The sequence below is a fragment of the Bradyrhizobium iriomotense genome (assembly GCF_030160715.1).
GTDB classification, from domain to species: Bacteria; Pseudomonadota; Alphaproteobacteria; order Rhizobiales; family Xanthobacteraceae; genus Bradyrhizobium; species Bradyrhizobium iriomotense.
The window spans coordinates 122,394-147,882 of record NZ_BSOW01000016.1 but is presented as its reverse complement, the minus strand read 5'-3'; the positions used below and the strand labels follow the sequence as shown (position 1 = coordinate 147,882).

At 60.5% G+C, this 25,489-nt stretch carries 25 protein-coding genes, 1 tRNA gene and 2 pseudogenes; 10 read left to right on the top strand and 18 right to left on the bottom strand.

Going from position 1 to position 25,489, the window contains the following annotated elements:
- Nucleotides 1-9: 9 nt before the first annotated feature.
- The 3 genes from QQL28_RS45935 (at nt 10) to QQL28_RS23340 (ending at nt 2,536) form a co-directional block, all read left to right on the top strand.
- On the top strand, nt 10-498 hold the full coding sequence (locus tag QQL28_RS45935; RefSeq protein ID WP_348522513.1) for a type II toxin-antitoxin system RelE/ParE family toxin: 489 nt from the start codon (nt 10-12) through the stop codon (nt 496-498).
- A gap of 41 nt (nt 499-539) precedes the next feature.
- Nucleotides 540-836, top strand: a complete 297-nt coding sequence (locus QQL28_RS23345) for a HigA family addiction module antitoxin (protein WP_284269016.1) — start codon at nt 540-542, stop codon at nt 834-836.
- A 323-nt stretch (nt 837-1,159) separates the two neighbouring features.
- Nucleotides 1,160-2,536 carry a tyrosine-type recombinase/integrase gene (locus tag QQL28_RS23340; RefSeq protein WP_284269015.1) on the top strand — a complete coding sequence of 459 codons (1,377 nt, stop codon included), beginning with the start codon at nt 1,160-1,162 and terminating at the stop codon, nt 2,534-2,536.
- A gap of 113 nt (nt 2,537-2,649) precedes the next feature.
- On the opposite strand, the pseudogene QQL28_RS23335 reads toward QQL28_RS23340, so the two are convergent.
- From QQL28_RS23335 to QQL28_RS23285, 11 genes and pseudogenes are all read right to left on the bottom strand, one after another.
- Nucleotides 2,650-2,805: pseudogene (locus QQL28_RS23335) on the bottom strand (AmpG family muropeptide MFS transporter); the annotation flags it as partial.
- Between the two features lie 1,142 nt (nt 2,806-3,947).
- The gene (locus QQL28_RS23330; RefSeq protein ID WP_284269014.1) at nt 3,948-4,181 is read right to left on the bottom strand and encodes a DUF6894 family protein; all 234 of its coding nucleotides are present in this window, start codon (nt 4,179-4,181) and stop codon (nt 3,948-3,950) included.
- 29 nt (nt 4,182-4,210) lie between these two features.
- Nucleotides 4,211-4,939 carry a sensor histidine kinase family protein gene (locus QQL28_RS23325; protein ID WP_284269013.1) on the bottom strand — a complete coding sequence of 243 codons (729 nt, stop codon included), beginning with the start codon at nt 4,937-4,939 and terminating at the stop codon, nt 4,211-4,213.
- 57 nt (nt 4,940-4,996) lie between these two features.
- Nucleotides 4,997-5,122, bottom strand: coding sequence for a hypothetical protein (locus tag QQL28_RS23320; protein ID WP_258769898.1), 126 nt, complete (start codon nt 5,120-5,122; stop codon nt 4,997-4,999).
- A gap of 256 nt (nt 5,123-5,378) precedes the next feature.
- On the bottom strand, nt 5,379-5,783 hold the full coding sequence (locus QQL28_RS23315) for a host attachment family protein (RefSeq protein WP_284269009.1): 405 nt from the start codon (nt 5,781-5,783) through the stop codon (nt 5,379-5,381).
- A gap of 15 nt (nt 5,784-5,798) precedes the next feature.
- Nucleotides 5,799-7,685 (bottom strand): Na+/H+ antiporter NhaA, encoded by a 1,887-nt coding sequence (gene nhaA / locus QQL28_RS23310; protein WP_284269007.1) that lies wholly within the window; start codon nt 7,683-7,685, stop codon nt 5,799-5,801.
- Between the two features lie 39 nt (nt 7,686-7,724).
- Complete coding sequence (locus QQL28_RS23305; RefSeq protein ID WP_284269005.1) at nt 7,725-8,789, bottom strand: two-component system sensor histidine kinase NtrB; 1,065 nt, start codon at nt 8,787-8,789, stop codon at nt 7,725-7,727.
- Nucleotides 8,790-9,527: 738 nt separating this feature from the next.
- Nucleotides 9,528-9,737: a hypothetical protein gene (locus tag QQL28_RS23300; RefSeq protein ID WP_284269003.1), complete on the bottom strand. Its 210-nt coding sequence runs from the start codon at nt 9,735-9,737 to the stop codon at nt 9,528-9,530.
- Nucleotides 9,734-9,922 carry a hypothetical protein gene (locus QQL28_RS23295; protein ID WP_284269002.1) on the bottom strand — a complete coding sequence of 63 codons (189 nt, stop codon included), beginning with the start codon at nt 9,920-9,922 and terminating at the stop codon, nt 9,734-9,736. Before QQL28_RS23295 ends, QQL28_RS23300 begins: the two co-directional genes overlap by 4 nt.
- Nucleotides 9,923-10,213: 291 nt before the next feature.
- On the bottom strand, nt 10,214-10,522 hold the full coding sequence (locus QQL28_RS23290; RefSeq protein WP_284269001.1) for a hypothetical protein: 309 nt from the start codon (nt 10,520-10,522) through the stop codon (nt 10,214-10,216).
- Between the two features lie 274 nt (nt 10,523-10,796).
- Nucleotides 10,797-11,258 carry a winged helix-turn-helix domain-containing protein gene (locus QQL28_RS23285; RefSeq protein ID WP_284268999.1) on the bottom strand — a complete coding sequence of 154 codons (462 nt, stop codon included), beginning with the start codon at nt 11,256-11,258 and terminating at the stop codon, nt 10,797-10,799.
- 128 nt (nt 11,259-11,386) lie between these two features.
- Here QQL28_RS23285 and QQL28_RS23280 point away from each other — a divergent pair, with 128 nt between their 5' ends.
- The gene (locus QQL28_RS23280; RefSeq protein WP_284268997.1) at nt 11,387-12,109 is read left to right on the top strand and encodes a Tm-1-like ATP-binding domain-containing protein; all 723 of its coding nucleotides are present in this window, start codon (nt 11,387-11,389) and stop codon (nt 12,107-12,109) included.
- Nucleotides 12,106-12,942: a phosphoenolpyruvate hydrolase family protein gene (locus tag QQL28_RS23275; RefSeq protein WP_284268995.1), complete on the top strand. Its 837-nt coding sequence runs from the start codon at nt 12,106-12,108 to the stop codon at nt 12,940-12,942. The genes QQL28_RS23280 and QQL28_RS23275 overlap by 4 nt, the downstream gene beginning before the upstream one ends.
- Here the strand turns inward: QQL28_RS23275 and QQL28_RS23270 are convergent.
- The 3 genes from QQL28_RS23270 to QQL28_RS23260 form a co-directional block, all read right to left on the bottom strand.
- Entirely contained in the window at nt 12,929-13,486 is a 558-nt protein-coding gene (locus QQL28_RS23270; RefSeq protein ID WP_284268993.1) for a dihydrodipicolinate synthase family protein, read from the bottom strand. The genes QQL28_RS23275 and QQL28_RS23270 overlap by 14 nt on opposite strands.
- A gap of 322 nt (nt 13,487-13,808) precedes the next feature.
- On the bottom strand, nt 13,809-14,645 hold the full coding sequence (locus QQL28_RS23265; RefSeq protein WP_284268990.1) for an SDR family NAD(P)-dependent oxidoreductase: 837 nt from the start codon (nt 14,643-14,645) through the stop codon (nt 13,809-13,811).
- A gap of 278 nt (nt 14,646-14,923) precedes the next feature.
- On the bottom strand, nt 14,924-16,585 hold the full coding sequence (locus QQL28_RS23260) for an MOSC domain-containing protein (RefSeq protein WP_284268988.1): 1,662 nt from the start codon (nt 16,583-16,585) through the stop codon (nt 14,924-14,926).
- A gap of 640 nt (nt 16,586-17,225) precedes the next feature.
- Between QQL28_RS23260 and QQL28_RS23255 the strand changes: the two genes are divergently transcribed.
- The 3 genes and pseudogenes from QQL28_RS23255 to QQL28_RS46180 form a co-directional block, all read left to right on the top strand.
- A complete protein-coding gene (locus QQL28_RS23255; protein WP_284268986.1) occupies nt 17,226-18,770 on the top strand; it encodes an FAD-dependent monooxygenase in 1,545 nt (514 codons plus the stop codon).
- Between the two features lie 262 nt (nt 18,771-19,032).
- Nucleotides 19,033-19,371 (top strand): helix-turn-helix domain-containing protein, encoded by a 339-nt coding sequence (locus QQL28_RS23250; protein WP_284268984.1) that lies wholly within the window; start codon nt 19,033-19,035, stop codon nt 19,369-19,371.
- A 250-nt stretch (nt 19,372-19,621) separates the two neighbouring features.
- Nucleotides 19,622-19,732 (top strand): annotated as a pseudogene (locus QQL28_RS46180) (sulfite exporter TauE/SafE family protein); the annotation flags it as partial.
- A gap of 532 nt (nt 19,733-20,264) precedes the next feature.
- On the opposite strand, the gene QQL28_RS23240 reads toward QQL28_RS46180, so the two are convergent.
- Both QQL28_RS23240 and QQL28_RS23235 read right to left on the bottom strand, forming a co-directional pair.
- Nucleotides 20,265-20,339, bottom strand: a tRNA-Glu gene (locus QQL28_RS23240).
- Between the two features lie 273 nt (nt 20,340-20,612).
- Nucleotides 20,613-20,954 carry a hypothetical protein gene (locus tag QQL28_RS23235; RefSeq protein WP_284268980.1) on the bottom strand — a complete coding sequence of 114 codons (342 nt, stop codon included), beginning with the start codon at nt 20,952-20,954 and terminating at the stop codon, nt 20,613-20,615.
- Between QQL28_RS23235 and QQL28_RS23230 the strand changes: the two genes are divergently transcribed.
- Nucleotides 20,953-21,960 carry an RluA family pseudouridine synthase gene (locus QQL28_RS23230; RefSeq protein ID WP_284268978.1) on the top strand — a complete coding sequence of 336 codons (1,008 nt, stop codon included), beginning with the start codon at nt 20,953-20,955 and terminating at the stop codon, nt 21,958-21,960. The two genes, QQL28_RS23235 and QQL28_RS23230, sit on opposite strands and share 2 nt — an antisense overlap.
- A 220-nt stretch (nt 21,961-22,180) precedes the next feature.
- Nucleotides 22,181-23,080 (top strand): RNA polymerase sigma factor RpoH, encoded by a 900-nt coding sequence (gene rpoH, locus QQL28_RS23225; RefSeq protein ID WP_284268977.1) that lies wholly within the window; start codon nt 22,181-22,183, stop codon nt 23,078-23,080.
- A 215-nt stretch (nt 23,081-23,295) separates the two neighbouring features.
- Here rpoH and QQL28_RS23220 read toward each other — a convergent pair whose 3' ends face one another.
- Together QQL28_RS23220 and QQL28_RS23215 are read right to left on the bottom strand one after the other, a co-directional pair.
- A complete protein-coding gene (locus QQL28_RS23220; RefSeq protein ID WP_284268973.1) occupies nt 23,296-23,919 on the bottom strand; it encodes a peptidoglycan recognition protein family protein in 624 nt (207 codons plus the stop codon).
- A 39-nt stretch (nt 23,920-23,958) separates the two neighbouring features.
- Nucleotides 23,959-25,173 (bottom strand): GGDEF domain-containing protein, encoded by a 1,215-nt coding sequence (locus QQL28_RS23215; protein ID WP_284268968.1) that lies wholly within the window; start codon nt 25,171-25,173, stop codon nt 23,959-23,961.
- Between the last annotated feature and the right edge of the window lie 316 nt (nt 25,174-25,489).

The window sequence follows — 25,489 nt, the reverse complement described above, 5'->3', positions numbered from 1 at the left end:
CCGAAAGCCGTGCCACAAAGTATCAAAGACATTGTCGAGGCCTTCGAGTTCGCCAACACCGGCGGCAACATGGGAGAATTTCTCGCCTTCGTCTGCAAGCGGACCGGAAAGATCTACTATCAAACCGATTTTCCGGACGCAGCATTTACAACTGGTATCTCGTCGGGATACGAAAGCCTTGAAATACGTATCCCGATGGGATACGTATTGCCCGTGATCAGGAGCTTCAAGGGGAAATTCGCCGAGCCGATCCTTCAGGGCCGCGTGGTCCCAAAGGGTTTCCCGGCAAATCTCGCCAAGGTAGCTCGCCGACAACTTATTATGGTGGATTCTGTCGACATTCTTGAAGCCCTGAACTCGCCTCCCGGCAACCGCCTTGAAGCTCTTAAGGGCGATTTGGCGGGTAAGCACTCGATCCGCATCAATGATCAATGGCGGGTCGTGTTCCGGTGGACCGACGCGGGTCCAGAAGACGTGGAGATAATCGATTATCGCTAGCCCAGACCGGCCGAATGCGCCCACCAAATAGGAAATCGCAAATGGCAAAGAAGCTGCCGCCGGTTCATCCCGGCGAGATCCTGCGGGAGGAATTTCTCGTTCCGCTCAAGCTGACCCCTTACGCGGTCGCGGCCGCGCTGAACGTGCCGCGCACCCGGATCGAACGCATCGCGCGCGAAGAAAAGCCCGTGACGGCCGACACCGCGCTACGGCTCGGTAAGTTTTTCAAGACCGGCGCTGCGTTCTGGATGAACATGCAGGCACGCTTCGATCTCGAAACGGCCGAAGACGTGCTCGCGCCGCAGATCAAGAGGATTGCCTCTTATGAGGCGGTATGAGAGCTACGCAAATCGCGCGTGCCGGGCATCTTGTAACCCAAGGCTTGATCCCCGCTGGGACTTTCGCCGCACCGGGCTAACTGCGATCGACATCCACTCAGGGTTCGCAGTTTTGTTCTGAACGCTGGCAATATGGCGCTCCCTAGGGGAATCGAACCCATGTTTCAGCCTTGAGAGAGCCGGAAATTTTTTATCCTGTAGTTTGCATTTGTTCGCCACAATCTAGCTTTATCAATCACTTACGCGCAGATTGTTCGCCGCCGTTCGTCCCCGTGCGCCGGCGCTTATTCGGCTGATATTCAACGACTCTGATATCGGATGCCATGACAAAAACACTCGCTGAGACCCAAATCACGACCGCCAGAGCGCGCTCTAAGCTGGGGCTTGGCGTGCATTGGCGCCGCGTCGATGCCGAGGCCCACCTTGGCTATCGCAAAGGCAAGCGCAGCGGAATTTGGTTCGTGCGCTGGCGCAATCACCATGCCGGAGCCAACTACAAGCAGGCAGCAGTCGGAGTTGCCAATGACGTCAACGACAAGGTGATGGAAGGAAAGCTGACCTTCGAACAGGCCGTTACCCAAGCGCGGGATCTCGTCAATCGGTACAGAACGGAAGCGGCTGCGCAAGCTGCCGGACCGGCACCCACCGTGCGAACGGCTGTAGAGACATACATCAGGGAGCGTAATGCCCGCGACAGTCGTAGGGCTGGTCGTGAAGTTCGATCCGATGCCGGGCACCGCTTGCGGCGCTACGTTCTTGGTCAAGGAGAGCGGGGTAGTCAGGGAGCCGTGGAGGCGGCCACCCTCGCCGCAGTCGCTTTGCACGCGCTGCAAGTTGACGACCTTTTGATATGGCGCGAGAACCTTCCTGTAGAGTTGAAGGCGACGACGAAGCAGCGCCTAATAAACGACCTAAAGGCGGGGCTAAATGCAGCATGGCCTCGTCTTTCGGCGGAACAAAAGAAGCTGAACCCGGCGTTCCCTTCAATCATTAAAGACGGGTTCAAGGCTGAGCGCGTCGACGATGATGATGAGGTATCCGTCGCGCGAGACAACCAGATCCTAACAGATGCGCAGGTCAGCAAACTGCTTCGAGCCGCGCGCGAGATCGACGGTGAGCAGGGATTCGAAGGCGACTTGTATCGCCTTGTCGCGTGCTTGGCAGCGACCGGCGCACGATTTGCGCAAGCAAGACGGATGCGCGTCGGCGATGTTCAGGTGAATGAGCATCGCCTCATGGTGCCAGGTTCCTACAAAGGCCGTGGCGGCAACGGTGGGTCCGTCCCGTTTCCAGTGGGCGAGGACATTATTGAGGTATTGTTGCAAGGAGTTTTGGATCGCCCCAAAGAGGCGATATTATTTGAGCGCTGGGGCTATGACCAGGAAGCCGGTACCATGGTTTGGAGAAGGTCAAAACGTGGTCCGTGGAAGACGGCAGAACTCACTCGTCCGTGGCGTTCTATCCGCGAGCGCGCAAGGCTACCAGAAGCTATTCCCTACGCGTTGCGACATTCCAGCATCGTTCGCGGCTTGCGAAACCGACTACCTATTCAGCACGTTGCTAAACTGCACAATACTTCCGTGAAAATGATCGAGCGGCACTACGCAAGATACATTTCTACAGCCTTGGAAGATCTCGCTCGCGCGGCAGTTGTGCCGCTGGTTCCGCAGCATGTCGAAACGGTGATCGGATGCACATAAGCGATTAGGCGCTCCTGCCATCGAACACGTCGATGGCCAATTCCAGTTAGTCCGTGATTCGCTAAGTACGGCGCTCGGAAACGCTCGTCCATACCCCACCCCACCACACGGCGCGCCGCGGGCAACGCCAGCGCGAGATGTGATGCCACGCCGGCGACAGTACCGATGAGGAGGCTCGACATCGTGCCAACGCGCGGGATCAGCCGCCCGGCCCAGAAGGTGCCACCGAGCGCGATCCAGAAGTCGAAGACCTTGGTAACGGTGGCAACGACGGCGCCGCGTTTCGCCCTTCGCCAAGAACCTGCGCCGCGGCCTAATCGCTGAGCAGCAAATTCCCAGCCGGCATGATCGTTGCCCTTCGAAGGCAAAGGTCACACGTTCGAATCGTGTCGGGTACGCCAATTTCCCCTAATTCCACTGGATTGTGTGGCGAGTTCGATCAGTCTGTAGCTCTGTCCGAATTTGTGTACGTAAGCAATCGACCAAATTTTCAGAGCAGGCGATGACGGTTTCGCCGCTGATGCAAGCCGCCCAGGCGTATTTTTACTCAACGCCGAAAATGGATGTCGGAGAAAGCCACGCCCGGCACTACCGAAGAGCGGCCATTCTCAACTGATAAGCTTTCTGCAATTTTCTTATCCGTCGGCGAACTGACTCCACTTTCCTTCTTTGCTTATCAGTCCGCGGACTGCCTTCGGGCGCCACAGACGGACCTTACTTCGCCGCCGTCGATCCGCAGTTGGGCGTCCGTCATCCACTGCGCGGGCAGGAGAAACCAGAACCACGCCATAGTTCGCTTTGCGCCGCCGCCCTCGATCAACAGACGGCGGCAAATTCGTCAGTTCCGCTGGGCGGTCCAATACCCTGAGCAACGCGTGCTTCCCGAATAGCCCCTCCACGTCCCGCGACCGGAATTGATCGAGAGCCGACCTGAGCCGGACGCATATTTGTCCGGAACGGTCACCGAGGTGCTGACGGCGCCCGAGCGCGCCACGTGGCCCCTGAACTTCACGAGGTTGGGATGCGTGACAACACCGTCAGTGATCCCGACAGAGAACTTATAGGTCGGGTCACATGATCCTCGCTGCCTCACGAAGAGAAGGTCCCAGGATCCATCATACGCCGAGCGGGCTTGTGCGACCGATACGAAGGCGACCAAAACTCGCGGCTATCGCGGAAGTGAAGAGGCTTTTCATTGTGAGCTCCTTTCGTTTTCGTCGCTCGCTTCGTCGGGCCCATAAAGGGGCGGCCGGCCCCTCGGGAGGGGAAAGGACCGGCCGCTGGGAAGCGCGGCGCGGGAGCAGACGCACCGGGGATCCAAGCTGTCTTTCAACAAATCATGACACACAAGCCATCGAGATGAGCCCGTTCACTCGTTTCACGACTTCGGTCACTCTTCGGCGAAGCGACCTCAATGCGGCTTATCAAGTACGAAGGTGAAAGGGACGACGAATAGCTCATCGCCCTGGTCGTCGCTGACATGCAGGACCCAATCACGCCAATCATCGAGGCTGCGCTCGCAGGTGAAGGATTCCACGACGCGCGTCGCATGATCCCGCGCCTCAGCGAGATCGTCCACTACGGCGCCGCAATAGTCGACGAAAACTTTCTTCGTGTTGGAGCAATGGAAATACACCTGGGGCATGTTCGGCCTCCTTCAGTGGGACGACTGGCCTAGCCAGCCGCTGCATCTTCGGCTCTTGGGACCTGCAACCTGCGAGAACGACGCACCTTCCTTCGCTTCAAGACAACATGAGCTGAGCCGGCGGCACGTTGCTCGTATTCAGTCAATGGGAAGGTAAGAAGGAAGGAAGACCCATCGGCGGCGCAAGTCGCATGAACGCGTCCACCCAAACTGCCGGCCAACTCGCTGACGATCGTTAGTCCGCGACCCCGCACAATGAGATCAGATGCCGAGCCATTGTCAGAGACCGCGCACTTTACGACGTTACCTGCAAGCACCAACTTCACTTTCGCTTCCGGATGTCTACCGTCGAATAGAGCATGTCGTGCCACATTGTTAAGCAGCTCGGATACGATCAACCCAAGCTTCCAGCAGCGCTCGCCCTCAAGCCGCAAATCATCCACCGAACACAAGAGACGTATACTCAGCCGGTCCAGTCGGCATTTCGTGACGGAGAAGCAAATATCCTGGAGGTACCTTGCGGCGTCGGTCAGGCGCCCAGGATCCGGCATGCGTAATGCCTTGTGAACGTCAGCGTAGCCATGCAGGAGGTCCACCACATCGAGGAGCGCGGCCTTGACTGCCGCGTCGTCCGACCCCACCGCTTTTGCTGAAATCGTGCAGATAGTGCTAGCGAGCTCGTTATTTACTCTGTGGTTCAACTCACGAAGAAGCAACGATCCATCGGGATTCGGTAACGGTGCGATGTGCTTTGTCATTTCGGGCTCCAACGATCTTTCTCTCTGGCACGTGCCGCAGAACCAAGCAGGGAGCCCCTATGGCTCCACGCCGCGACGCTCCAATTCGGTCTTTAGCGCGTCAAAGAGGATCTCGGTTGGCACCATTGCAAGGCTCGTCCAGAAGATGATCGCGGCGCGTGAGGCGATTAGGTAATAGGTCATGCGGAGGCTCCTCCTAATGCGAGATTCCGGTTAGTCGAGACATTGGAACGTGACACCGAGGTCAGCAGAACCTTGCTTCCTCTTGATGCTGCTTGGAATGCCAGAGGCAGCTTTGACTATCTTGTCCATTGCTGATCCATTTAGACGGCTGGTTTGGTTGAGATTGGTCGAGAGCAGTAGTCGTCGCCGAAACTTTGAGTTATTCGCGCGGGTTATGACTGGACAGGCTTGCGCCAGCAGCCGCTTCAGAGGCGCGTTAGGCGTCAGCGATCAATGAGGCGATGTCCTCGAGCGGACGCCGGCTGAAGTCCTTTGCGAACTCGCCCATGATCTTGCCTCTCAGGTCGCGGTGGAAGTGCTTGCGCATCTCCCCCAGGGTCCTGGGGTCGGAGACGACGACCAGGTGTTTTATGGTCCCGTCCAGGCTGAGCTTGTTAAGGAACGAAGCCGTAGCTGCCGCGAAGTCGTCCTCGTCGCGCCGCCTGCCATCAGGGTTGGCAGAGCCGGTGTGATGGCGCGCACCCGAGCCTGAGTGGGCGGGCACAGGCGGAGCCGCCGAGATCTCGACCAGATGCACCCCAGGTTTCACACCCGTATTGCGAAACAGACGGACTGTCTCGCCGTCAGCGACTGCTACTGTCGTACCGGTAGGTAGAATCATCGAAAGATCTCCTGTTCACGATCCTGCATAAACGCCCGGGGGCGATGATACTTGCATGCTGGCGCCCTGCGGCGCCTCTTCGATAGACTCCTGACGCGAAGGTCCCCAGAGCAGGGCAGTCCCAACGACGGCCGAAACAATCGACGCAGCGAACACGGCGATCTTGGCGGCCGAGAAGTCGGAAGCGCTTGGAAACGCCTGCCCGGCGATAAAGAGCGACATCGTGAAGCCGATACCAGCGAGGGCTCCCGCCCCGGCCAACTGCCGCCACGTGTACTCCGCCGGCTTGACGGCTATGCCTGCGCGCACGGCCGCAGCAGCCATGAGGAAGACACCGAGCGGCTTTCCTATGGCGAGGCCAGCAACGATCGCGGCCATGAGCCAGCCATGCCCAACAAAGACGCCCGGATTGATCGCCACCCCCGCATTCGCCAGTGCGAAGATCGGGAGGACAGCGTAGCTCGATCGCGCGCCGGCGTGCCGCAGCAGCCGGTCAGCCGGCGATTCAAGTCTGTCGAAGATTGCATCAAGCGCGTGCAGCGCCGGAGTGGAGGGGCCGTGCCTGAGAACCTCACCCTCGTGCCGGGCCTCGGAGGCGATGATGGTGCTGGCCTGCGTCATCAGGGCAGCCAGGTTGGCGGGCGGGCGCGTGGGAACGAACAGCGCCAGTACCACGCCAGCCAGCGTCGCGTGGAGACCGCCCGCATAGACGAACGCCCACAACGCGACGCCCAACAGGATGTAAGGCGAGAGAAGGTAGACTCTCGACCGGCTCAGCAGCGCCAGCACAACGACTACCGCCGCGGCCTCGGCCAGGTAGCCCGGGTGGATATCGCCGGAGTAGAACACAGCGACGACGACGATCGCACCGATGTCGTCGACGATGGCCGCCGCGGTGAGGAAGATACGCAGCTCGACAGGAACGCGGGCGCCCATCACGGCGATCAAGGCTATCGCGAACGCAGTGTCGGTTGCCATCGGAATGCCCCACCCGTGCGACCACGGCCCCGCAGGGATGACCAGCGCATACAGAAGCGCCGGCACGGCCATGCCGCCGAGCGCGGCAGCGATCGGAAGCGCGGCGGAGCGGCGGCTTGCGAGATGACCAACTGTCATCTCGCGCTTCACTTCCAATCCCACGACGAGGAAGAACACCGTCAGCAGGCCGTCGTTGACCCAATGGAGGATGGACATCTGAAAGGCTGCGTCACCCAAGCTCACGCCGAGCTCGTGGCGCCAGAGCGCCTCGAACGACGGCCCGATCGGCGAGTTCGTCAAGACCACCGCCGCCACGGTCGCGAGGACCAGCAAAATGCCGGCGGACGGGCCCCAGCTCGCGAAATCCAGGGCTGCCGTACGGACGCGGTGGCCGAGCGTGCCAAGCATCGCGTCGAAGAGAGAGCTCTCGTCCCACGGTCCGTCGTAGCGCCGGCGGTTGATGTAGAAGGTCGGCGTGAATCTCACCCCGCTTGCGCGTGAGCTTGCGACGTCCGCCTCCACCCTCTCTCTCGCGCGCCGCACGGCGTCGCTGTCGCCGAGCGCGAAGTTGGCGCTCACGCCGAGATCGGCGGCCACCGCGACGAGGTCATCCTCTGTGAGCTGCATCGACCTCGTCATCAGCTTGATGTGCGCAGACCAGAACGCCTCGGGCGTCTGGGCAAGCTCGGCGAGCTCGGCGGCCCGAAACGAAAGGCTGTTGTCCGTGATCGGCCTGTGGCGGAAGGCGTAGCAGACGCGGTCACCAAGTTGGTCGCGTGCTTGCGCGATGCGCTCGTTGGCAGCCCTGCAGTGCGGGCACGCGTAGCTGCCGTACTCGACGAGCGTGATCTCGGCATCGGTGGGACCGAGCACGTGGTCCTTCTCGTGGTCGACCGGACGGTCGAGGCGGCCGGGCGGGATCATGAGCTGCATCGCTGAGCCGATCTCAGGTTTTACCGCCGGCTACGAGGTCGGCGCAGCCGCTGGGTTGACGACGCGAAATACGCCGCCGTTGGGTGACGGCGTGTACGCAATCTCCGCGCCGACGATACGGCCGGGGAGCCCAGCTGCATGCACGCGCGGGAGGAAGAGGCGCACCAGCGTGCCGCCACCCCGCTCGCTCTCTATACAGACTGCGCCGCCTCGTCCCTCGACGAAGCGCTTGACCTGGAGGAGCCCGAGGCCGGTGCCGCTGCCCGCGGCCTTTGTCGTGAAGTACGGGGTGAATGCCTGCGAGAGAACCTCGTCGGGCATGCCCTCCCCGTCGTCGGCGACGACGATCTCGACGAATCCCCGGGCCGCGCCACCGGAAGGTTCGGCGTTCCGCGCCGCGACGGTGATCGCGCCGCCCCCAGGCATGGCATCGGCCGAGTTTCGGCAGAGGTTCAGCAGCGCGAAGTACAGCTCCTCCGGGTCAGCGTCGAAGTCCCACAAATCAGCGGCGATATCGGTGCGGACCGTGATGTCGGGACGCAACGCCTGGTCCAGCGTGCCAGCCAGCGCTGCGAGGTGGCAGCCTGCGACGAACCCGCCGATCGACTCGGGGCATGGTCGCGCAGCGTCGAGGAGCTGACGGCTGAGCAACGCTCCTCGCGCGATCGCGTGCTGCATCTTGCTGATGATGGCCTTTCGGTACGCGGCATCGCCCTGACATTCGAGCAGCCGCAGGCCGCCGCCAATCACAGCGAGAAGGTTGTTGATGTCGTGGACCACGAACTGCGCCACGTCCCCGATCGCCTTCGCCCCCTCCGGCCCACGGAAGGATAACACGCCGCGCCTGTCGGGCTGTGGGGCGGTCAGACACAGGACCCCGGAGATCTCGCCGTCGCGCCCGACGAGCGGGATCTCCACGCACCTGGACGTGATGAGGCTGCTGCCATCAACGCGGACGCTCCGCACCCTCGCGCTGAATGCGCGCTGCGCTCCAAGCGAGACGCCGGCGCTGTCCGCGAGCACGACGACATCCTCCAGCGCGGAGCTCTCGACCACGCCGGGGAAGGAAACGTCGGGTGTCTCTTTGATCTGCATGTCGGACCTCTTGGTTTGCGATCGTTCAACGGAACGCCGACTTCGGCCCGTACACGAGGGCGGGCGACGACAGCTCGAAGTTTGAGTCCATGACGGTCTAAAGGAAAATCACCTCTCGCCATGGAGTCGATAGCCGACCGTTATCGGAATTGCTGAGAGACGCCTGGCGCGCTGCGGCGAATCCCCATCCGTCCTGCGCTCGACGATTGGGCTTCCCACACTCGTCGATTCAAGTGCCCCATGCCTATCCGATCCAGCGCCGTTGCCCGACGGCCCCTGAGGAAGAGCGGCCGGTCCCCGGGAGGGAAGGACCGGCCGCGGGCGAACCGCGGCGAAGGGGGGATCGCCGCGCGCCGAGCACTTGGGAAGCTGTCCGCCTCCGTGAGGCAAATTGGTATCCGACGAGGAACGTCAGTGCGAGTGAAGCAATCCAAGTCTCAGCAAATCGTGCCGAATGCGTATGCCATTGGGTCGACCACATTCGCTATGAGAAGTTGCCTGCGAGCAGCCGAAGAGAACGCGACATCGCTGATGTCGATCGAGACCGGCAGCCTTTCGGTTGCGGCGCGCCAATTGAAAACGCCACTGCCGATGGCCCGCAAGGTCTTCGAGCTCGAATCCTGCGGACGAAACTTTTCAACCGAACGAGCCGCAAGGACCAACCCACGAGACGATCTTCCGAAACTCGACGCCATGATACATTACGCTCCGAGTTTACGAGCTGGTCGACATTTCATCCTAAGTACCCAGGCTGTCCCTTTGACCGATCACGCAGCGCCATGCAGCAAGACGCTCAGTCGGATGCTGATTCATCCAGTCGGCGAGCTGCGGTGCGCCCATCAGGCAGGACTGCATCGAGACGTCAGCAAAGTCCGAGGTGGTGACGGTCTGCTCGCGGCAATTTGCCGGAGAAGACAAACTGCAGAGCACGGCGATGATTGCGATCATGATTTGCCGCCCTCGCCGTGATGAACGTCTGCGCCGATGCGCATATGGCTTGCGGATGCCTTGTCCAGCTGCTCGCGGACGGGATCAGATGGCGGAAAGACGCTGTCGTAGATCGCTCGGGCTTCTCGAATGAGGCGAGCTCGCTCCCGCTCGGACTTCGAGACGAATCGAAGAACATCACCCACGTTTTCACTCCTGTTATATTGCGATACTCAGTTCATTCGACGCCGCGGCGATCTGCGAAAACCTTCTTCGTGTTGGAGCGGTGCAATCGGCCTGGGTCATGTTCAACCTCGTTCAAATAACACTCTGACGGGACTCAACGAGGCGTTAGCGTCAGAGCTGTCCTCGACCGGACGGCCCGAAGATGGGAGCGGTGACGCGGTGATGATTTGAAACCACATCCAGGTGGTTATGAGCGGGAAGATAATCATTCTGCAGACCTCGTGCATCGCATTGTCAGAGAATAGTGAGGGTCAGCTGACGCATTTCGTCACGGACAGGTGTTTGAAAGCGTCAATCACGGACTCGAGCGCAATTAACACCCACGCGCCGTCGACGCGGCCAGCAGCGGCTTGCCGCAGCATCGCGGCCTTATAAAAAGAGGCGGTGTAGGCGCGACAAGTCTTCTCGTTGTCCGCCGCATTAGCGGGTTTGCTGCTTACAGTCGCCGAGACCGCGCGAGCGGCGTTAACATCCTTGTTTAACCTGGACTCCGCCGCAAGCCCGGGAATTGTAGACGCATTGATCAGAGCAGAAGCGATGAGAACAGTGATTCTCCTCATGAGCGGACTCCAAAACGCAAGTTGTTGCGAGGAGACTTACATTTCTGCCGGTCCGTCTTCTATTGCACGTGGGTTGTTCGGCGTACGGCTGTAGTTGCGCCACATAAACCTTGGCTTAGAAAAAGCGAGTGACGATTTCGGATGCCGGCAGAGGGGGCGCCGCTCTCACCTTCCTGGCGAGCTGACGGGAATGTTCGCTACAGTGAACGGCTGCTCTGCTATCGCGACAACGGTAACGCCTCACCCGAATTTCCCGGTGCTTCGCCAGTTGCGCTCAATTCTCGAGAGCCGATATAACGACAGAGGCGACGAAACAGTAGCCGCGTCCGGGGATGTTGACGATGAAGCGATTCCTATCTTGGCCGTCACGCAATGCGCGACGCAGCGCTGACATATGAACCGTGAGATTGGCGGGCTCAACGAACACATTGGGCCAAACGCGAGCCATCAAATCCTGCTTGCTGACCAACTCTCCGTGGCGGTCAAGCAAAGCAATCAGGATTTCCAGAGCGCGACTTCCGAGAGGCACGGGCTTGTCGCCTTCCAGCAAGAGGAACTGCGTTCGAAGCAGGCGAAACGGTCCGAACGAAACTTCTGTTGGCGTTGCGCCGGCTGGTTCGGTTCGTCTCTCGAAGAGTTGCCTGGCCGCATCCGGACGCTGAACGACACGTCCGACGTCAAGCTCGGGTTCGAGATGACATTGCTCCATGCGTCCGAAAGCTGCAGTCGATCGCATAATGACCTCGCTTGCTTTTGCAGGGTTAATCCCCGCAAAGATGCTAGTTCGAGAAAGAGTATTTTCGGAAGGATGGCAGCCGCGGCGCGAACCTGTTCACCGCGCTCCTCTACGGCGCGTTCACGGTCATGCTAACCTTGATCCCGTTCGTGATGATCCGGGGCGCGCACCTGCCGACGCTGGTGGTGGTCGGGCTAACGTCATTCGGATCTACCACCACTGCCACAAACTTGGCTTCCACACTCCTAATGGAACGCAGTTTTGACGTTCTGGCATTTCACGCGCGTGGGACAGGCGGTCGCGCAGCCGAGCAGTTCGTCAGGAATGGCCAGATCCATGCAATGTTAGACCTCACCACTACTGAAGTTGCCGACGAAGTAGTCGGCGGCGATTTCAGTGCCGGTCCAGAACGATTAGAAGCGGCCGGAAATGCTGGCATTCCGCAGGTTATCTTGCCAGGCGCAATCGACATGGTGAACTTTGGGCCGCCTGATACGATACCAAAGCGGTTCGCTGGAAGACACTTCTTACGGCACACTCCGACCGTAACTCTGATGCGAACCACCGAAGCAGAGAACCGACTTATTGCGGATTTCGTTGCACGGAAGCTAACTCGTGCAACAGGCCCGACCGGAGTTGTTCTCCCAACGCGCGGCTTCTCCGCGTATGACATCTTGGGTGGCCCGTTTTTTGACGAAGCGGCCGATCGCGCGTTTATCGAAACGCTGCGTTCATCCCTACCACCGCATGTCCGCGTGCTGGAACTTGACGCTCACATCAATGATCCAATGGTGGCTAAGCACTCCGTTGAACTACTTTCCGAGTTGATTGAAAGGCAGGATAACCGATGACGAAAAAGTACTCGCGCGATGAAGTGAGACAGCGCCTCGAAACAGAAATCCGCGGATCGCGCTCGATATTGGCCGTCGGTGCCGGGAATGGATTGTCCGCTCGGTGCGCCGAAGCAGGAGGCGCCGATTTGGTGGTAGTGTACAGTTCAGGCTATTTCCGAGTGAACGGATTGCCGAGCCTGGTTGGCAATCTACCCGTGGGTGATGCAAACGATATCATGTTCAGGTTGGGGCGCGAGAGCATCATCCCCTCGAAGCGTTCGATTCCCGTCATAGCCGGTGTTTTCGGAATAGATCCGACCCGCGGTATTGACGAGGTTCTCGATACAGTCGAGTCCATCGGATACTCGGGTATCATAAATTTTCCCACTATTGGACGACATGTTGGTGGCTATAGGGCGGATCTTGAAAATGCGGGAATGGGATTTGAGCTCGAGGTCGAAATGATGCGAAGGGCACGTCGGCGCTCTCTCTTTACCCTAGCATATGTTTACAATGAAGAAGACGCGGGGGCGATGGCTTCAGTGGGTGTCGATTGCATCGTAGCTCACATGGGGCTCACCGCCGGCGGAGATATAGGAGCAAAAGGTGTCGATGCGCTTGATCGCATTATACCGAAACTGGAATCGATATTCGATGCGGCTTCATCGGCGCGTGAAGATCTATTTCTCCTATCGCATGGCGGCCCCATTACATCTCCTGAAGATGCCGAGTATGTAAACCTGCATTCAAAAGCCGTGGGATTTGTCGCGGCATCGAGCTTCGAGAGAATACCCATTGAGATTGCTCTCAAGAAGGCGTGCTCGGATTTCAAATCAATCAAGTCCGGTTAAGCGCAGCGCTTGACTCGCAAGAAGGAGCTGTTTTGGCCGACGAGAAGAGGCCGCCCTGTAGATTTGCGATCTTGCCTAACGCGCTCACCGACAGCTCATCGGCAAGCTCCAATTTCTGTTTCGCGGTCAGGGCCGTCAGCGGCGGCCTGAGGCGCGCCCAAGCTTCGCATTCTGAGATCAGGGCAAGCGTCGCCTTGACTGCGGCAACTAACGGGAACCGCGCGATGGCGGAGGCTGAAATGCAGCCGGCGAAGCCCAGCTCAGCCCGGTGTCCCACGGAGGCCTCAGCGCTCGGGAAGACAGCAAAGCCTGGTAAGTTGCGCGTAACTTCTGCAGAAAAGTCGAGGTCGTCAGAGCTATCCTTTAATCCCAGGACCTGCTCGGGATAATCATAGCGGAGCCGTGAGATAATGTCCCGAGCGTACGGCACGCCGGAATTGAGGGGGAAGTGGTAGAGATAGAGCCTAAGCCCCTTCGCTCCGACATCGGCTTCTTCACGCGGGCAGGCTTCGTCGACAAACTCACGAGCGGCAATCTCGTTCACGTGCCGCTCGCCGAACCCGACCTCTCGGCAACTGAGATCGGCCTTCTGATTTTCGCGATCGGCAGTCCTATCCAGCAGTGCAGGCTCTCACCGCAAATCTGATCCCTGAATTCGCGAGCTTAGAAAGAGATATTGGGACTTTGCGAAGCGCGCCATGAGGCATACCTACGACCCTTACCCATGACGCCCTCGTCGCAGATTAATTCAGATGTCGCGTTCGACTCTTGATGCACGAGCCTCTCCGCGCTCCATGCGATCTAACATCTTCGTCGTCGAGAGTTCGTCGCACCATCATCCCGGGCTTATCTTCAGTGAACGAGCATCAGTACGGCGTGTCTCCTCCATCGGTGTTGATAGCTTGCCCCCGGATCGCGATAGCGTCGTCGCTCAGGAGAAATGAGATTGTGGCGGCCACTTCGTCCGGCTGAACGTGACGTTTCAGTTGAGAGCTTACAAGCTGAGGATACACATTGTCTGCGGTAGAGTTCGTTAACTTTGCAATTGTCGCAGCAGCTCGTTGGAGCATCTCTGTCGCCATAGAGCCTGGGCAAACGCAGTTCACGTTGATATCGTACGGGGCGACCGCGGCGGACATCACGCGTGTCATATTGATCAACATCGCTTTGCTGGCGCTATAGGTCAGGGACTGGATGTGTCCCTTCTTGCCAGCCTCCGACGCCACATTCACAATGGCGCCAGGCGTCTTTTCTTTGATCATTTGTTTGCATGCTAAGCGCGCTATTTCGTATGGTGCGTAGACATTGACCGCGCTGGTTATTTCCCAATCCAACCAAGACGCATCCAGGGGGGACGGAGCTCGCCGAACGACGGCAGCATTGTTAACCGCGCCATCGAGACGCCCAAGAAAGCTGACGGTAGCTTCGAACGCCTGTTGAATCGCTTCCTGGTCCGAAAGATCGCAGACGAATACGCGCATCTCAGCGCTGGGCAACTGATCACGGAGCCCATCCAACGCCTCCTTTCTTACATCCCAAGCGGCGACGCGCGCCCCCTCGGCTAACAGCCGGCGAACGATTGCACTGCCAAGCCCACCAGCTGCACCGGTGACTATGAATCCCTTATCCTTGTGAAGGGCAAAATGCTGAGCTTTGGTCCGAACCGGTAGTGGATCGTGAGATAACTTATAGAACTCGGCCATATTTCTTTCGCTCCTAGTCTATATTGCGTACGACACATTCGCCGATCGCACTTGTATTGCAGCTGCGCTTGAGGCGCCTTTCCGTGGTCAATTGTAACCGGAGGTTCGTCCCTCGGACAGGACCAGACTCCACCAAACGAACCAACCAGCTGACGACACTGAACTGCATGCCCAGATGCGCATTGCGACCAGATCGTCTCGCGATGCAATGCTGCCCTACTGCGAAGCCCCATGTGCAACATTGATCGAGCGTCTCATCGCGAACACAACGCCCCCCGTCAAAGATCAAGGACGAGCTTAGACTTTCCGCGTGAAATACAACTGATGATGCTGGTTTTCCGGCCTTCGCGAGACAGGCACATGTCGCGATGGTCCACTTCGCCTGACAGGCAGATAATTCGGCAAGTACCGCAGGTGCCGCTGCGGCATGACGACTCAACGTGGACTCCCGCGTCAACGAGTACATCCAGAAGGGTTGCATTCTCCGGCACAGTCAGCAGGCGGCCACTTCTCTTCAGCTCGACGTCAAATGTCAAACAATCCGCAAAGGCGGTCGGCTGGGACGTATTGAAAGCCTCGAAATGTACTGACCCATCAGGCCAATGCGAAGTGTGCTCGCGCACGTCATTCATCAATGCGCTCGGCCCACATGTGTAAACATGCGTGCCAAGCGGGGCATGGCGAAGCAGCATGCCGACGTCGAGCCGATTCGAGGATTCCCCGCCTGTTTCGTGCATAAAAACACTTCTCGGAAAACGTCCGAGTAGGTCATGTGCAAAAGCAGCGCGCTGTTTGTCACGCACGCAGTAATGAAGCTCCCACGGGATGGAAAGGTATTCCGAGTGCTCTATCATCGATAAAAATGGCGTTATTCCAATGCCTCCGGCGATAAACAGATGCCTGTCAGCCGTCTCCGAAAGGGCGAAGTGATTGCGTGGCTCGCTTACAAGCATCCGCTCACCAGGCCGCCATTGCTCGTGAATGTATTTTGAACCACCGCGTCCATCATCGGCCTTACGGACCGCAAAGCGGTAACCGTCAGAACGGGGCAAATGACAAATCGAGTAGCTTCGCGTCAAAGCGTTCCTAATCTTCACATTGATATGTGCACCGGCGCTGAAGGTCGGCACTGGCTTTCCATCCAAACGAACGACACGGAATGACTTGATATCGTCGGTCTCAGCACGAACTTCAGCGAGCTTTGCTTCGAACCAAACCGTCGGCCTGCTTGCAAGCGGGCCATTCGAGAGTCGACTTTCCCAGTTCTCAGCTTTACCGCTTTCGACACGCTTCGCAAACAATGCCCGAAACCCCAGCGACAAATGAGGCAGTCGACTCAACGTCTCAGCCATGTCTAGATCATCGATGATATCATAGAGATATCGCTGAAGTCGGGAAATCGGCCAATCCGGGAGTGGCCGCTCAATCACAGCAATCCTGTCGCCGGGAGAGACGTCGCCTGGCTCGATGACACGGTACAACCAACCCGTCCGTCCCGTTTCTTGAGCTCTACGGGCGATGCCAGGATTGCCGAAGCGATGATTCAATTTAAAACACGGCTGCCGGGATTCTGAAATCTGCAGCAAAGCTGAACCGGCGCGGACATAGTCGCCGATGCACATGTTGTCTTCTGACATACCTGAAACGACGAAGTTCTCACCGAACCCGCCCGTTCTGAACTTGCTTGCCAGATCCGGAAACTCAGCTGCCCAGTCCAAATAGTGCTCAGACCGGTATTGCAGGACAGCCTTCTCGCGCCCGCCATGGAAAGATTCTGCTTGTCGGTCGCCAGATATCCCTTCGAGGCCAATATGGGTGGCAAGCAATATTGACTGCTTGTCGATACCCGACAAAATGCCGGAAAAGCCGATCTGAGAAACTTTCCCAACTCGGATCTCGTCCAAACAAGACGACACAAGCGGGGGTTGCTTCAAATCCATAACCACTATCCCCAACAACGCTGCAAATCGCGGCCAAGTTTCACAATTCCAGACGATTGTCGGCGCGGCGCGCTGCATACCCCGGGAACGGCACTCTGAGAAGAACCAGATCGGTGAAACGATGGCGCCAGTTTGGATCCGAGATGATGTTTTGTCTGGTGCACGCAATGCGCATCCTAGTCAGGTGAATCTCACGCGGCACGCCTCTCGGCCTGTTGGGTAGCAGCGGCTCGATCACGCCCATTCGAAGTCGGTCAGCTCATATCTGCTCATATTGTGCTTGAATCACAGCTGGCGCGATATGAGAGCCACCAGTCGGTAAGCGCCGCAGGGTCGCTCACATCGCTATGGGTTAAACTTGCAACCGGCCGTTCATCCTGTGTTGCTTATCCGCGCATAGCGTTTGGGCAGCCGGCCGTTGCGGACAGATCGCCATGATGCTATGCGAGCAGCGTCGGAAAAGGCAGACTTGGTTTGGTAAGCCCAAGTCCTTTCGGTAACGGAAGCTCTGGTCTTTGGCCTCGCCCACGAGATCCCGCGACGAACAACGGACGCCCGTTCAAGCGCCCAATCGTTCGTCCGTGATTAGGTTCTCTGGTTCGAGAAACGCTCCGGTCGAACGTCGACAACGGAGCAGTTTATGCAAACCACTACCCTCTATGACGTCATCGTCGCCGGCGCCGGTCCCGTCGGCCTGTTTCTGGCTTGTGAGTTGCGGCTCGCGGGCTGTTCGGTGCTGGTGCTGGAAAAGGCGCCAGACCCGCATTCGCCGCTGAAGGGCCTTCCGTTTGGGCTGCGTGGCCTTTCCGCGCCGACCATCGAGAGCTTCGATCGCCGCGACCTGCTGAACGATCTCAAGGCCCGCGCGGCGAGCCGCGACACGCCGGCGGCCGCGCACTGGATGCAGCAGCAGCGTCGGCCTGGCGGTCACTTTGCCGGGATCCAGTTCTTTCACGATCAGATCGACAGCGCGCAATGGCCATACCGTCTGCCCGGCCCGATCGGTAGCATCGCCGCCGACATGGCGAGCATCGAGGCCGTTCTCGCGATCCGCGCCGAGGCACTGGGCGTCGAGATCCGGCGCGGCTGCCGCGTCGAGGCCCTCGAGCCATCGGGCGACGGCGTCACCGTTGAGGCAGGCGGCGAAGCGTCCCGAGGCCGTTGGCTCGTCGGCTGCGACGGCGGGCGCAGCACTGTGCGAAAGGCAGCAGGTATCGGTTTCACCGGCACCGATCCGGAGTTCACCGGCTATTCGGTGCAGGTCGAGCTGGCCGATCCGGCCGCACTCAGGCCCGGTCGCCATTACACCGCCTCGGGCATGTACACCTATGCGGCGCCCGGCACGATCGCGATGGTCGATTTCGATGGCGGTGCCTTCCACCGCATCGAGCCGAAGCGCGACCATATCGAGACGGTGCTGCGTAAGGTCTCAGGCATCGATGTGACGGTGACAGACCTTCGTCTTGCGACCACCTGGACCGACCGCGCCTATCAGACGACCAACTATCGCGAGGGCCGTGTGTTGCTGGCGGGCGATGCTGCGCACGTCCATTCGCCGCTGGGCGGCCAGGGCCTGAACCTCGGCCTCGGCGACGCGATGAACCTTGGCTGGAAGCTCGCCGCCACGATCCGGGGCGACGCACCGGACGACCTGCTCGACAGCTATGCGAACGAACGGCATTCCGTGGGCGCACAGATCCTCGATTGGTCCCGTGCACAGGTCGCGCTGATGCGGCCGAGCGCTAGCTCGCGCGCGCTGGAAGCCATCATCCGCGATCTCATCGAGACGCGCGACGGCGCGACCTATTTCGCCGAGCGCTTGTGGGGCGTCGGGATCCGTTATGATCTGGGCGAGAGCCATCCGCTGGTTGGTCGCAGCGTGCCGGATTTCGAACTACACGACGGCAGCAGGGTGAACCAGCATCTGCGGAACGGACGCGGCCTGCTGCTTGATTTCGGCTCGGACGCATTGCTGCGGGCGCTTGCGGCCCGCTGGGGCAATAGGATCAGCTATGTCGCGGAGGGCGCGACCGAGCGGTTTGGGTTGAAAGCCGCGCTGGTTCGGCCGGACGGCGTGACTGCCTGGGCGTGCGAGGCGAAGGCCGATCTCGGAGAGGTAGCAGAGATCGCGACGCGGTGGTTAGGCAAGCCGAATGATTTTGCGCAATCAGCCTCCAGGGTCTGAATGAGCTTTGATGCTTGAAGCGGAACGGCGGCGTTACTGCCTGCGTCGCTCGAAAGGGGGCCTGACCGAGAACCACCAATCTCGGTCATTCCCGACTTATGGGTTCACAGCCTAGTTTCGCGGCAACTGCGGACTGGAATATTCTCGCTAAATGCAATCCCGCGAGGACTGGCAGGAGGCCGCCTTGGGAAGTAGAAACAGACAACCGGCTGCCCTTGCCGCGAGGCTCCTTCAACCGGGAACGCTGGCGCCAGCCTGCCAATTGATCGACACGTCGGCCAAAGGAAGGCTCGATCGACGCCGGCTGTTTCGCGTCCTTGACTACATCGACGGCCATCTGGAAGGCGACCTCACGCTAGACGAGATGGCTTCGGTCGCCTGCCTCAGCCGGTTCCATTTCGCGCGAGCCTTCAAGCAAGCCGTCGGGCAATCGCCTCGCCGCTTTGTCATTGCGCGGCGACTTGAGCGCGCGGAAGTCCTGTTGACCGAAGGCGAAACGCCATTGGTCGAAATCGCGCTCTCTCTCCGCTTCTCGAGCCAGGCAAACTTCAGTCGCACATTCAGGCAGTCGACCGGCATGGCCAATATCGTCGCGAAGTGACGGCGGCGCGCGACATCAATGCGCTGCGCGTGAGGAGCGGCTTCAGCGAAGCCGCCCTGGCGCCTATCGATCCCGGTAAGGGCTTTGACGACGTCCCGGCCAGCCAGCTCGTACCGCGCGTCTGGACAACCAATTCAGTCAAAACTTCAGCGCTTGCACATCCGAACGGAGGGGCACCGAGACGGACTGAGGCCTCCCGCGCAAGCCCTGACCTGCGGCGGCTCGCGAGCGTCGGGTAGGACGACAAGCCATGGAACTGACCGCCCCCACGTTCCTGATCGCCTTTGCCGGCGCCTTCCTGATCGGCTTCATGAAGGGCGCGTTCGGCGGCGGCTTCGCCATCATCGGCATTCCAATCGTCGAGGCATCGGACTTAGGTCTGCCCTTCGCTCAAAACCGGACATTTGGCTGCAGTCGCGTCAACAGCTGGCCGGTATGATTTTCTTATCATTCAGCCAACTGACTCCATTTTGCTCGAAACCTTATCAGTCAACCGAGTGACTACATCCACGTAATTTTCCTTATCAGTCGGCAGCAAGCGTATCATCAGTCGGCAGCAAGCGTATCGAGCCTGACACAGAGATATCGGCGATCGCCCACGTGGGCGACCTTACTTCCGGGCCGCCGAGCTCGGATGCACTGCCGAAGATGCGGAAGCTTCTGCGGCCGCAATTTACCGTCCACGTAGGTTGAAGACCAACTGCATACGGTTGCGGATGCCATTGTCGTTCGAATCGCAATGAATGCGTTCGCGGGTGCGCACAACTTGCTGCGCGAGCGTATCGGTCAGTCAATCCTGCAATTGGACCTGCAGATCGGCGTAGCTCAGGTGGCCGACGCTCGCCGATGCTTATTCGACGACTCTTTCACTCCAGCTCTAAGTCGCTGAATTTTGGCGCTCCCTAGGGGAATCGAACCCCTGTTTCAGCCTTGAGAGGGCCGCGTCCTAACCGCTAGACGAAGGGAGCGTGAGGGACAGGACATAGCCGCGAATTCCGCCCGCGGCAAGCGGGGATCGGGGGTTTGCGACGCGGAGTTGGCGCTCTTTTCAACGTCGTCCTGGCGAAAGCCAGGATCCATTACCCCGAGGGGTCGTTGTTGCGGCAAATGCGGGGCCGCTAGCTCGTTCGATTAACCACGGCCTGTGGCTACGGATCCCGGGCTCGCGCTTTGCGCGCCCCGGGATGACAATCGAGATCGTTTCGTCTTGCCATCCGGAGCCCGGGAACGGCGCGCTCCCCTCACGGCTCGTTGGCGAATTTCAGCCTCCCGGCCGGCCTCAACGTGTGGGCGTCGAAGGTGCGGATCTCGGTGACCCCGGCCACGTCGAGCGTGATCACGAGGCGGTCGCCGGCCACGCTGGTCGAGACGATCCTGGCGCCCTTCGGCAGGGTGGCGGTGACGCCGCTGGCCTGCTCGGGTGCCCTTCCCTCCGACTTGAAAAGGCGGTAGCCCACCGCGATCAGGACGGCGCAGATCGCCAGCGCCGTGGTCAACCCCGCGATCAGCATCATCCGCCGCACCCGCGCGAACAGCGCGGCCTGCTCGGGGGTCGGTTCGGGAATAGCGGTTTCGGTCGTCATGCAAGACTCGAGTTCGGCACACAGGTTGGAGGTCATCGTCGCGGGCGACGAGGGATCGGCCCGGCTCGACCGCGTGCTGGCCGCGCGCCTGCCAGACATATCGCGATCAAGGCTGAAAGCCCTGATTTTGGCGGGCGCGGTAAGCCTCAAGGCCACCGTAATCCGCGACCCCGCTTATCACGTCACCCCCGGCGATACGATCACAATCGACGTGCCGGAGGCCGCCCCCGCCGAGCCCAAGGCAGAGGATATCGCGCTCGATATCGTCTTCGAGGATGACGACATCATCGTCATCAACAAGCCGGCCGGCCTCGTGGTGCATCCGGCAGCCGGGCATGAGACCGGCACGCTGGTGAACGCGCTGATCGCCCATTGCGGCACCTCGCTGTCCGGCATCGGCGGGGTGCGCCGGCCCGGCATCGTGCACCGGCTGGACAAGGACACGACCGGACTGATGGTGGTCGCCAAGAACGACCTCGCCCATCAGTCGCTGTCGGCGCAATTCGCCGACCATGGCCGCACCGGCGAGATGCGGCGCGGCTATCTCGCCTTTGCCTGGGGCGTGCCGAACCGGCAGCGCGGCACGGTCGATGCGCCGATCGACCGCCACCCGCATGCGCGGGAGAAGATGGCGGTCCGGCAAAACGGCCGCGCGGCGGTGACGCATTGGGAGATACGCGAGAGCTTTGCCGGGCGCGACGGCAAGCCGGTCGCTTCGCTGCTCGCCTGCGAGCTCGAGACCGGGCGCACCCACCAGATCCGCGTCCACCTTGCCCATATCGGCCACCCCCTGCTGGGTGATGCCGTCTATGGCCCCCACTTCAAGACCAAGGCTAACCAGCTTGGGCCCGAATCGCGGGGCGCGCTGGCCGCCCTAGGCCGGCAGGCCCTGCATTCCTACCTGCTGGTAATCGAGCACCCGAGGAGTGGAGAACTCCTGCACTGGGAACAGCCCTTGCCGGAGGATTTGCTTCTTCTCAAGAGCAGGCTGGAAGCGGCGCTATGACGCAGGCCGCTTCAGAAAAGCTTTACATTACAAAAAGTTATAGCAGCCACACGGGGACGTGACGTCAGTAATCCTTCCCTAAATGACCCCCCATGGGGTATATTGCGCCTGCGTTCGAAGATGATCGGACGCGGAACATCGCAGCCCGACCGGCTTTAACACAGCGGTCGTCTGCCTGGCCCGCCGCTATCGGGGGCCTGAACCTTTGGAGGGCGCAAGTATGGCCCGTGCAGCCACGTTGCCGGTTCTGAATGGAGAATCCGGCCTTTCCCGTTACCTCGCCGAGATCCGCAAGTTCCCCATGCTGGAGCCCCAGCAGGAGTACATGCTCGCCAAGCGTTGGCGCGAGCATGATGATCGGGACGCGGCGCATCAACTCGTCACCAGCCACCTGCGGCTCGTCGCCAAGATTGCCATGGGCTATCGCGGCTACGGCCTGCCGATCTCCGAGGTCGTCTCGGAAGGCAATGTCGGCCTGATGCAGGCGGTGAAGCGATTCGAGCCCGAGAAGGGTTTTCGTCTCGCCACGTACGCCATGTGGTGGATCAAGGCGTCGATTCAAGAGTACATCCTGCGTTCCTGGTCGCTCGTGAAGATGGGCACCACCGCGAACCAGAAGAAGCTGTTCTTCAACCTGCGCAAGGCGAAGAGCAAGATCTCGGCACTGGACGAGGGTGATCTCCGCCCCGACCAGGTGAAGCTGATTGCCCAGCGCCTCGGCGTCACCGATCAGGACGTCATCGACATGAACCGCCGCCTCGGCGGCGACGCGTCGTTGAACGCACCGATCCGCGACGACGGCGAGGCCGGCGAATGGCAGGACTGGCTGGTCGATACCTCGCCCAACCAGGAAGCCTTGATGGCCGAGCACGAGGAATACGATCATCGCCGTGACGCCCTGAACGGCGCCATGGGCGTGCTCAACCCGCGCGAACGCCGCATCTTCGAGGCGCGGCGCCTTGCGGACGAGCCGATGACGCTGGAAGACCTCGCCGCAGAGTTCGGCGTGTCGCGCGAACGCGTCCGTCAGATCGAGGTCCGCGCCTTCGAAAAGGTGCAGGCCGCGGTCAAGGGCACGATCGCGAAGCAGGAACAAGCAGCGCTGGAAGCCGCGCACTAAGCGCGAGATTTTTCAGCGCCAGAAGTTGGCGGATCGAAAGACAGAAAGCCGGCGGCAACGCCGGCTTTTTTTGTTCTCGAGAGATCACGCCATCACGCACGGTGTCATGCCCCGCGAAATGTTTAGTCCGGAGACATGGCTGACACCTGTTCGGACACATCACTGACAGGTTGGTCGTTGGTCAAGCCGCGCGATGACAGCAGCGGTGGAGGCAGTCACTCCCCCCATTCTCTTGCCAGCGTCGCGAGCCAGCAGCCTTCGCAATAGCGTCCGTCCTTGAAGTCGATCCAGTTGTGCGCATAGACGTGGTCGAGCGGGATGGCGTAGCGCGCCCGCAGGACGGCCACGAGGGTGCGCCACGCCGCAACCTGCGCCTCGGTCGGCCCCGTCGTCACATCCGGAAAATTGCCGGCGAACTCGACGCCGATCGAGTTGTCGCGCACGACACGATGGTAAGTCGCGGAGTTGTCGATGAAGGCGTTGTCGTTGCGATTGGCGCCATCGCCATGGGTCGGCACGAGGTTCTCAGGGACGGCCCAATAGACCGTGCCGTCGGTCTCGACCCATATCGTGACGCCGCGCCGCGTCGGGTTCTTCGATTGCGCCAACGCTCCCATGCGGGCCGAGCCCGCGGGCCCCTCGGTCTGGTGCACGATGATGTTGTGCCAGGCATGGGCCGCCGTGACGTCGCCCCAGGGCGCGAGCCAAACCATCTTGAGGCCGGGAATCGTCGGCGTGCCCGACACCCGCGCTAATCTCGCAAGGTCGGGATCGGTTGCGGCGGCCGGAGCGAGCAGCGCGAGCGCGGCGAGCAGCGCCGCGAGAAGGCGGGACAACATGCGATGTGGCGGTCCGTTATATCTCCACCCTAGCATGCGTCAGGCGAATTTGCGTACCACTTCGGTTGGCAGTTGCGGCGCGTCCGGCTGGAGCGGCGGCGCCGGATCGTAGACCGCGAAATCGTTCTTGCCGCTTTTCTTGGCGGCATAGAGCGCATGGTCGGCGTTCGCCATCAGCCGGTCAGAGAATTGACCGATGCCGCGCTCCCACTGCGCGACCCCGATCGAGACTGCGATCGGAATCTCGCCTGCCGAGCAGGTTTCAGCATCCCTGCGGCAGACATTGAGCACACGGCGGGCGATCAACGCCCCCTCGGCTAGCGTCGAGGACGGCAGCACGACGCAGAACTCGTCGCCGCCGGTGCGGGCGAGCATGTCGCCGGGCCTGAGACGCGTCTGCGCCATCAGGGTGAAATGCTGCAGGCAGGCATCGCCCGCGGCATGTCCATGGGTGTCGTTGATGGTCTTGAAGCCGTCGAGATCGATGACCAGCAGCGAGAACGGCTCGCCGCTGCGCTCAGAGCGGGCGCATTCCTCGGTGAGGCGCTGCAACAGGTGCCGCCGGTTGGCGACGCCCGTGAGGTCGTCGAGCAGCGCGAGATCGGCGACCTCGTTGCGCAGGCGGTCCATGGCCATCAGCAAGAAGCCGAAATTGAGCGCCATCGACAGGAACAGGAGCCCCAGCACGACGACAGCGTGGCCCTGGCCACCGGCCAAAGCCGAGAAGTCGCCGCCGAGCATGTTGCCGACGGCGCGTGCGACGTAGATGCCGATGATCGTGATGATGACGAGACCGGCGAGCCGCGCGCCCGGTGCGGCGCGGCCTTCCCGCTCCGACCACAGCAGATTCAATGTCAATGCGAGCGGCAGCGACTGTGCCAACGAATAGCACAGCATGCGCAGCGGCATGTTGTCGTAGACAAAGCTGAAGAGGAGCAGCGCGCCAACGCCTGCGCCGGTGATCAGCGCGGTCGTCCACCAGGAGACAGGGCGGTCATAGAAGCGGCGGATGCCCATCGCCGCAAGGCAGGCGGCAAAGATCACGCCGGTGCCGCCGAACACGAGCGGCAGTATGGACTCGAAGAACAGGCGGCCGAGCGACGTGATCGCGCCACCGGCCGCGACGAAGGCCGATGCCGTCCAGAACCGCGCTGCTTCGAGCTTGGGATAGGCGCGCGCCACATAGGCCCAGATCAGGCCCAGCGCCAGAAAGTTGATGACGAATACCGTCCACAGTGTCGGCACGCTTAGCATGGCGACCGCGAGACGTGCATCGTCCCGCCCTCTCCGTTTGGCAGCCGTCCGTCCATAGCCATCCCCGTCTTGTTGCGGGCACAATGCGCGTAGCGCGCTTAACGGAGTCTCACCGCGATCTTCGAAACCGCGCCTTTGGTTTTGGATTCATGAACGCGCGCGGCGCGTTGTCGGATCGTTAGGGATGTCGCGCCGCCGCCCAGACGGATTCGCGGGCGAAAATCAGCCGAAAAAGCGTTTGAGCTGTGGATAACGCAATGACAGTGACGTGACAGCGCGGGGCAGGCGCCCGCGAATCTGCTGAGTTTAGCGTCGA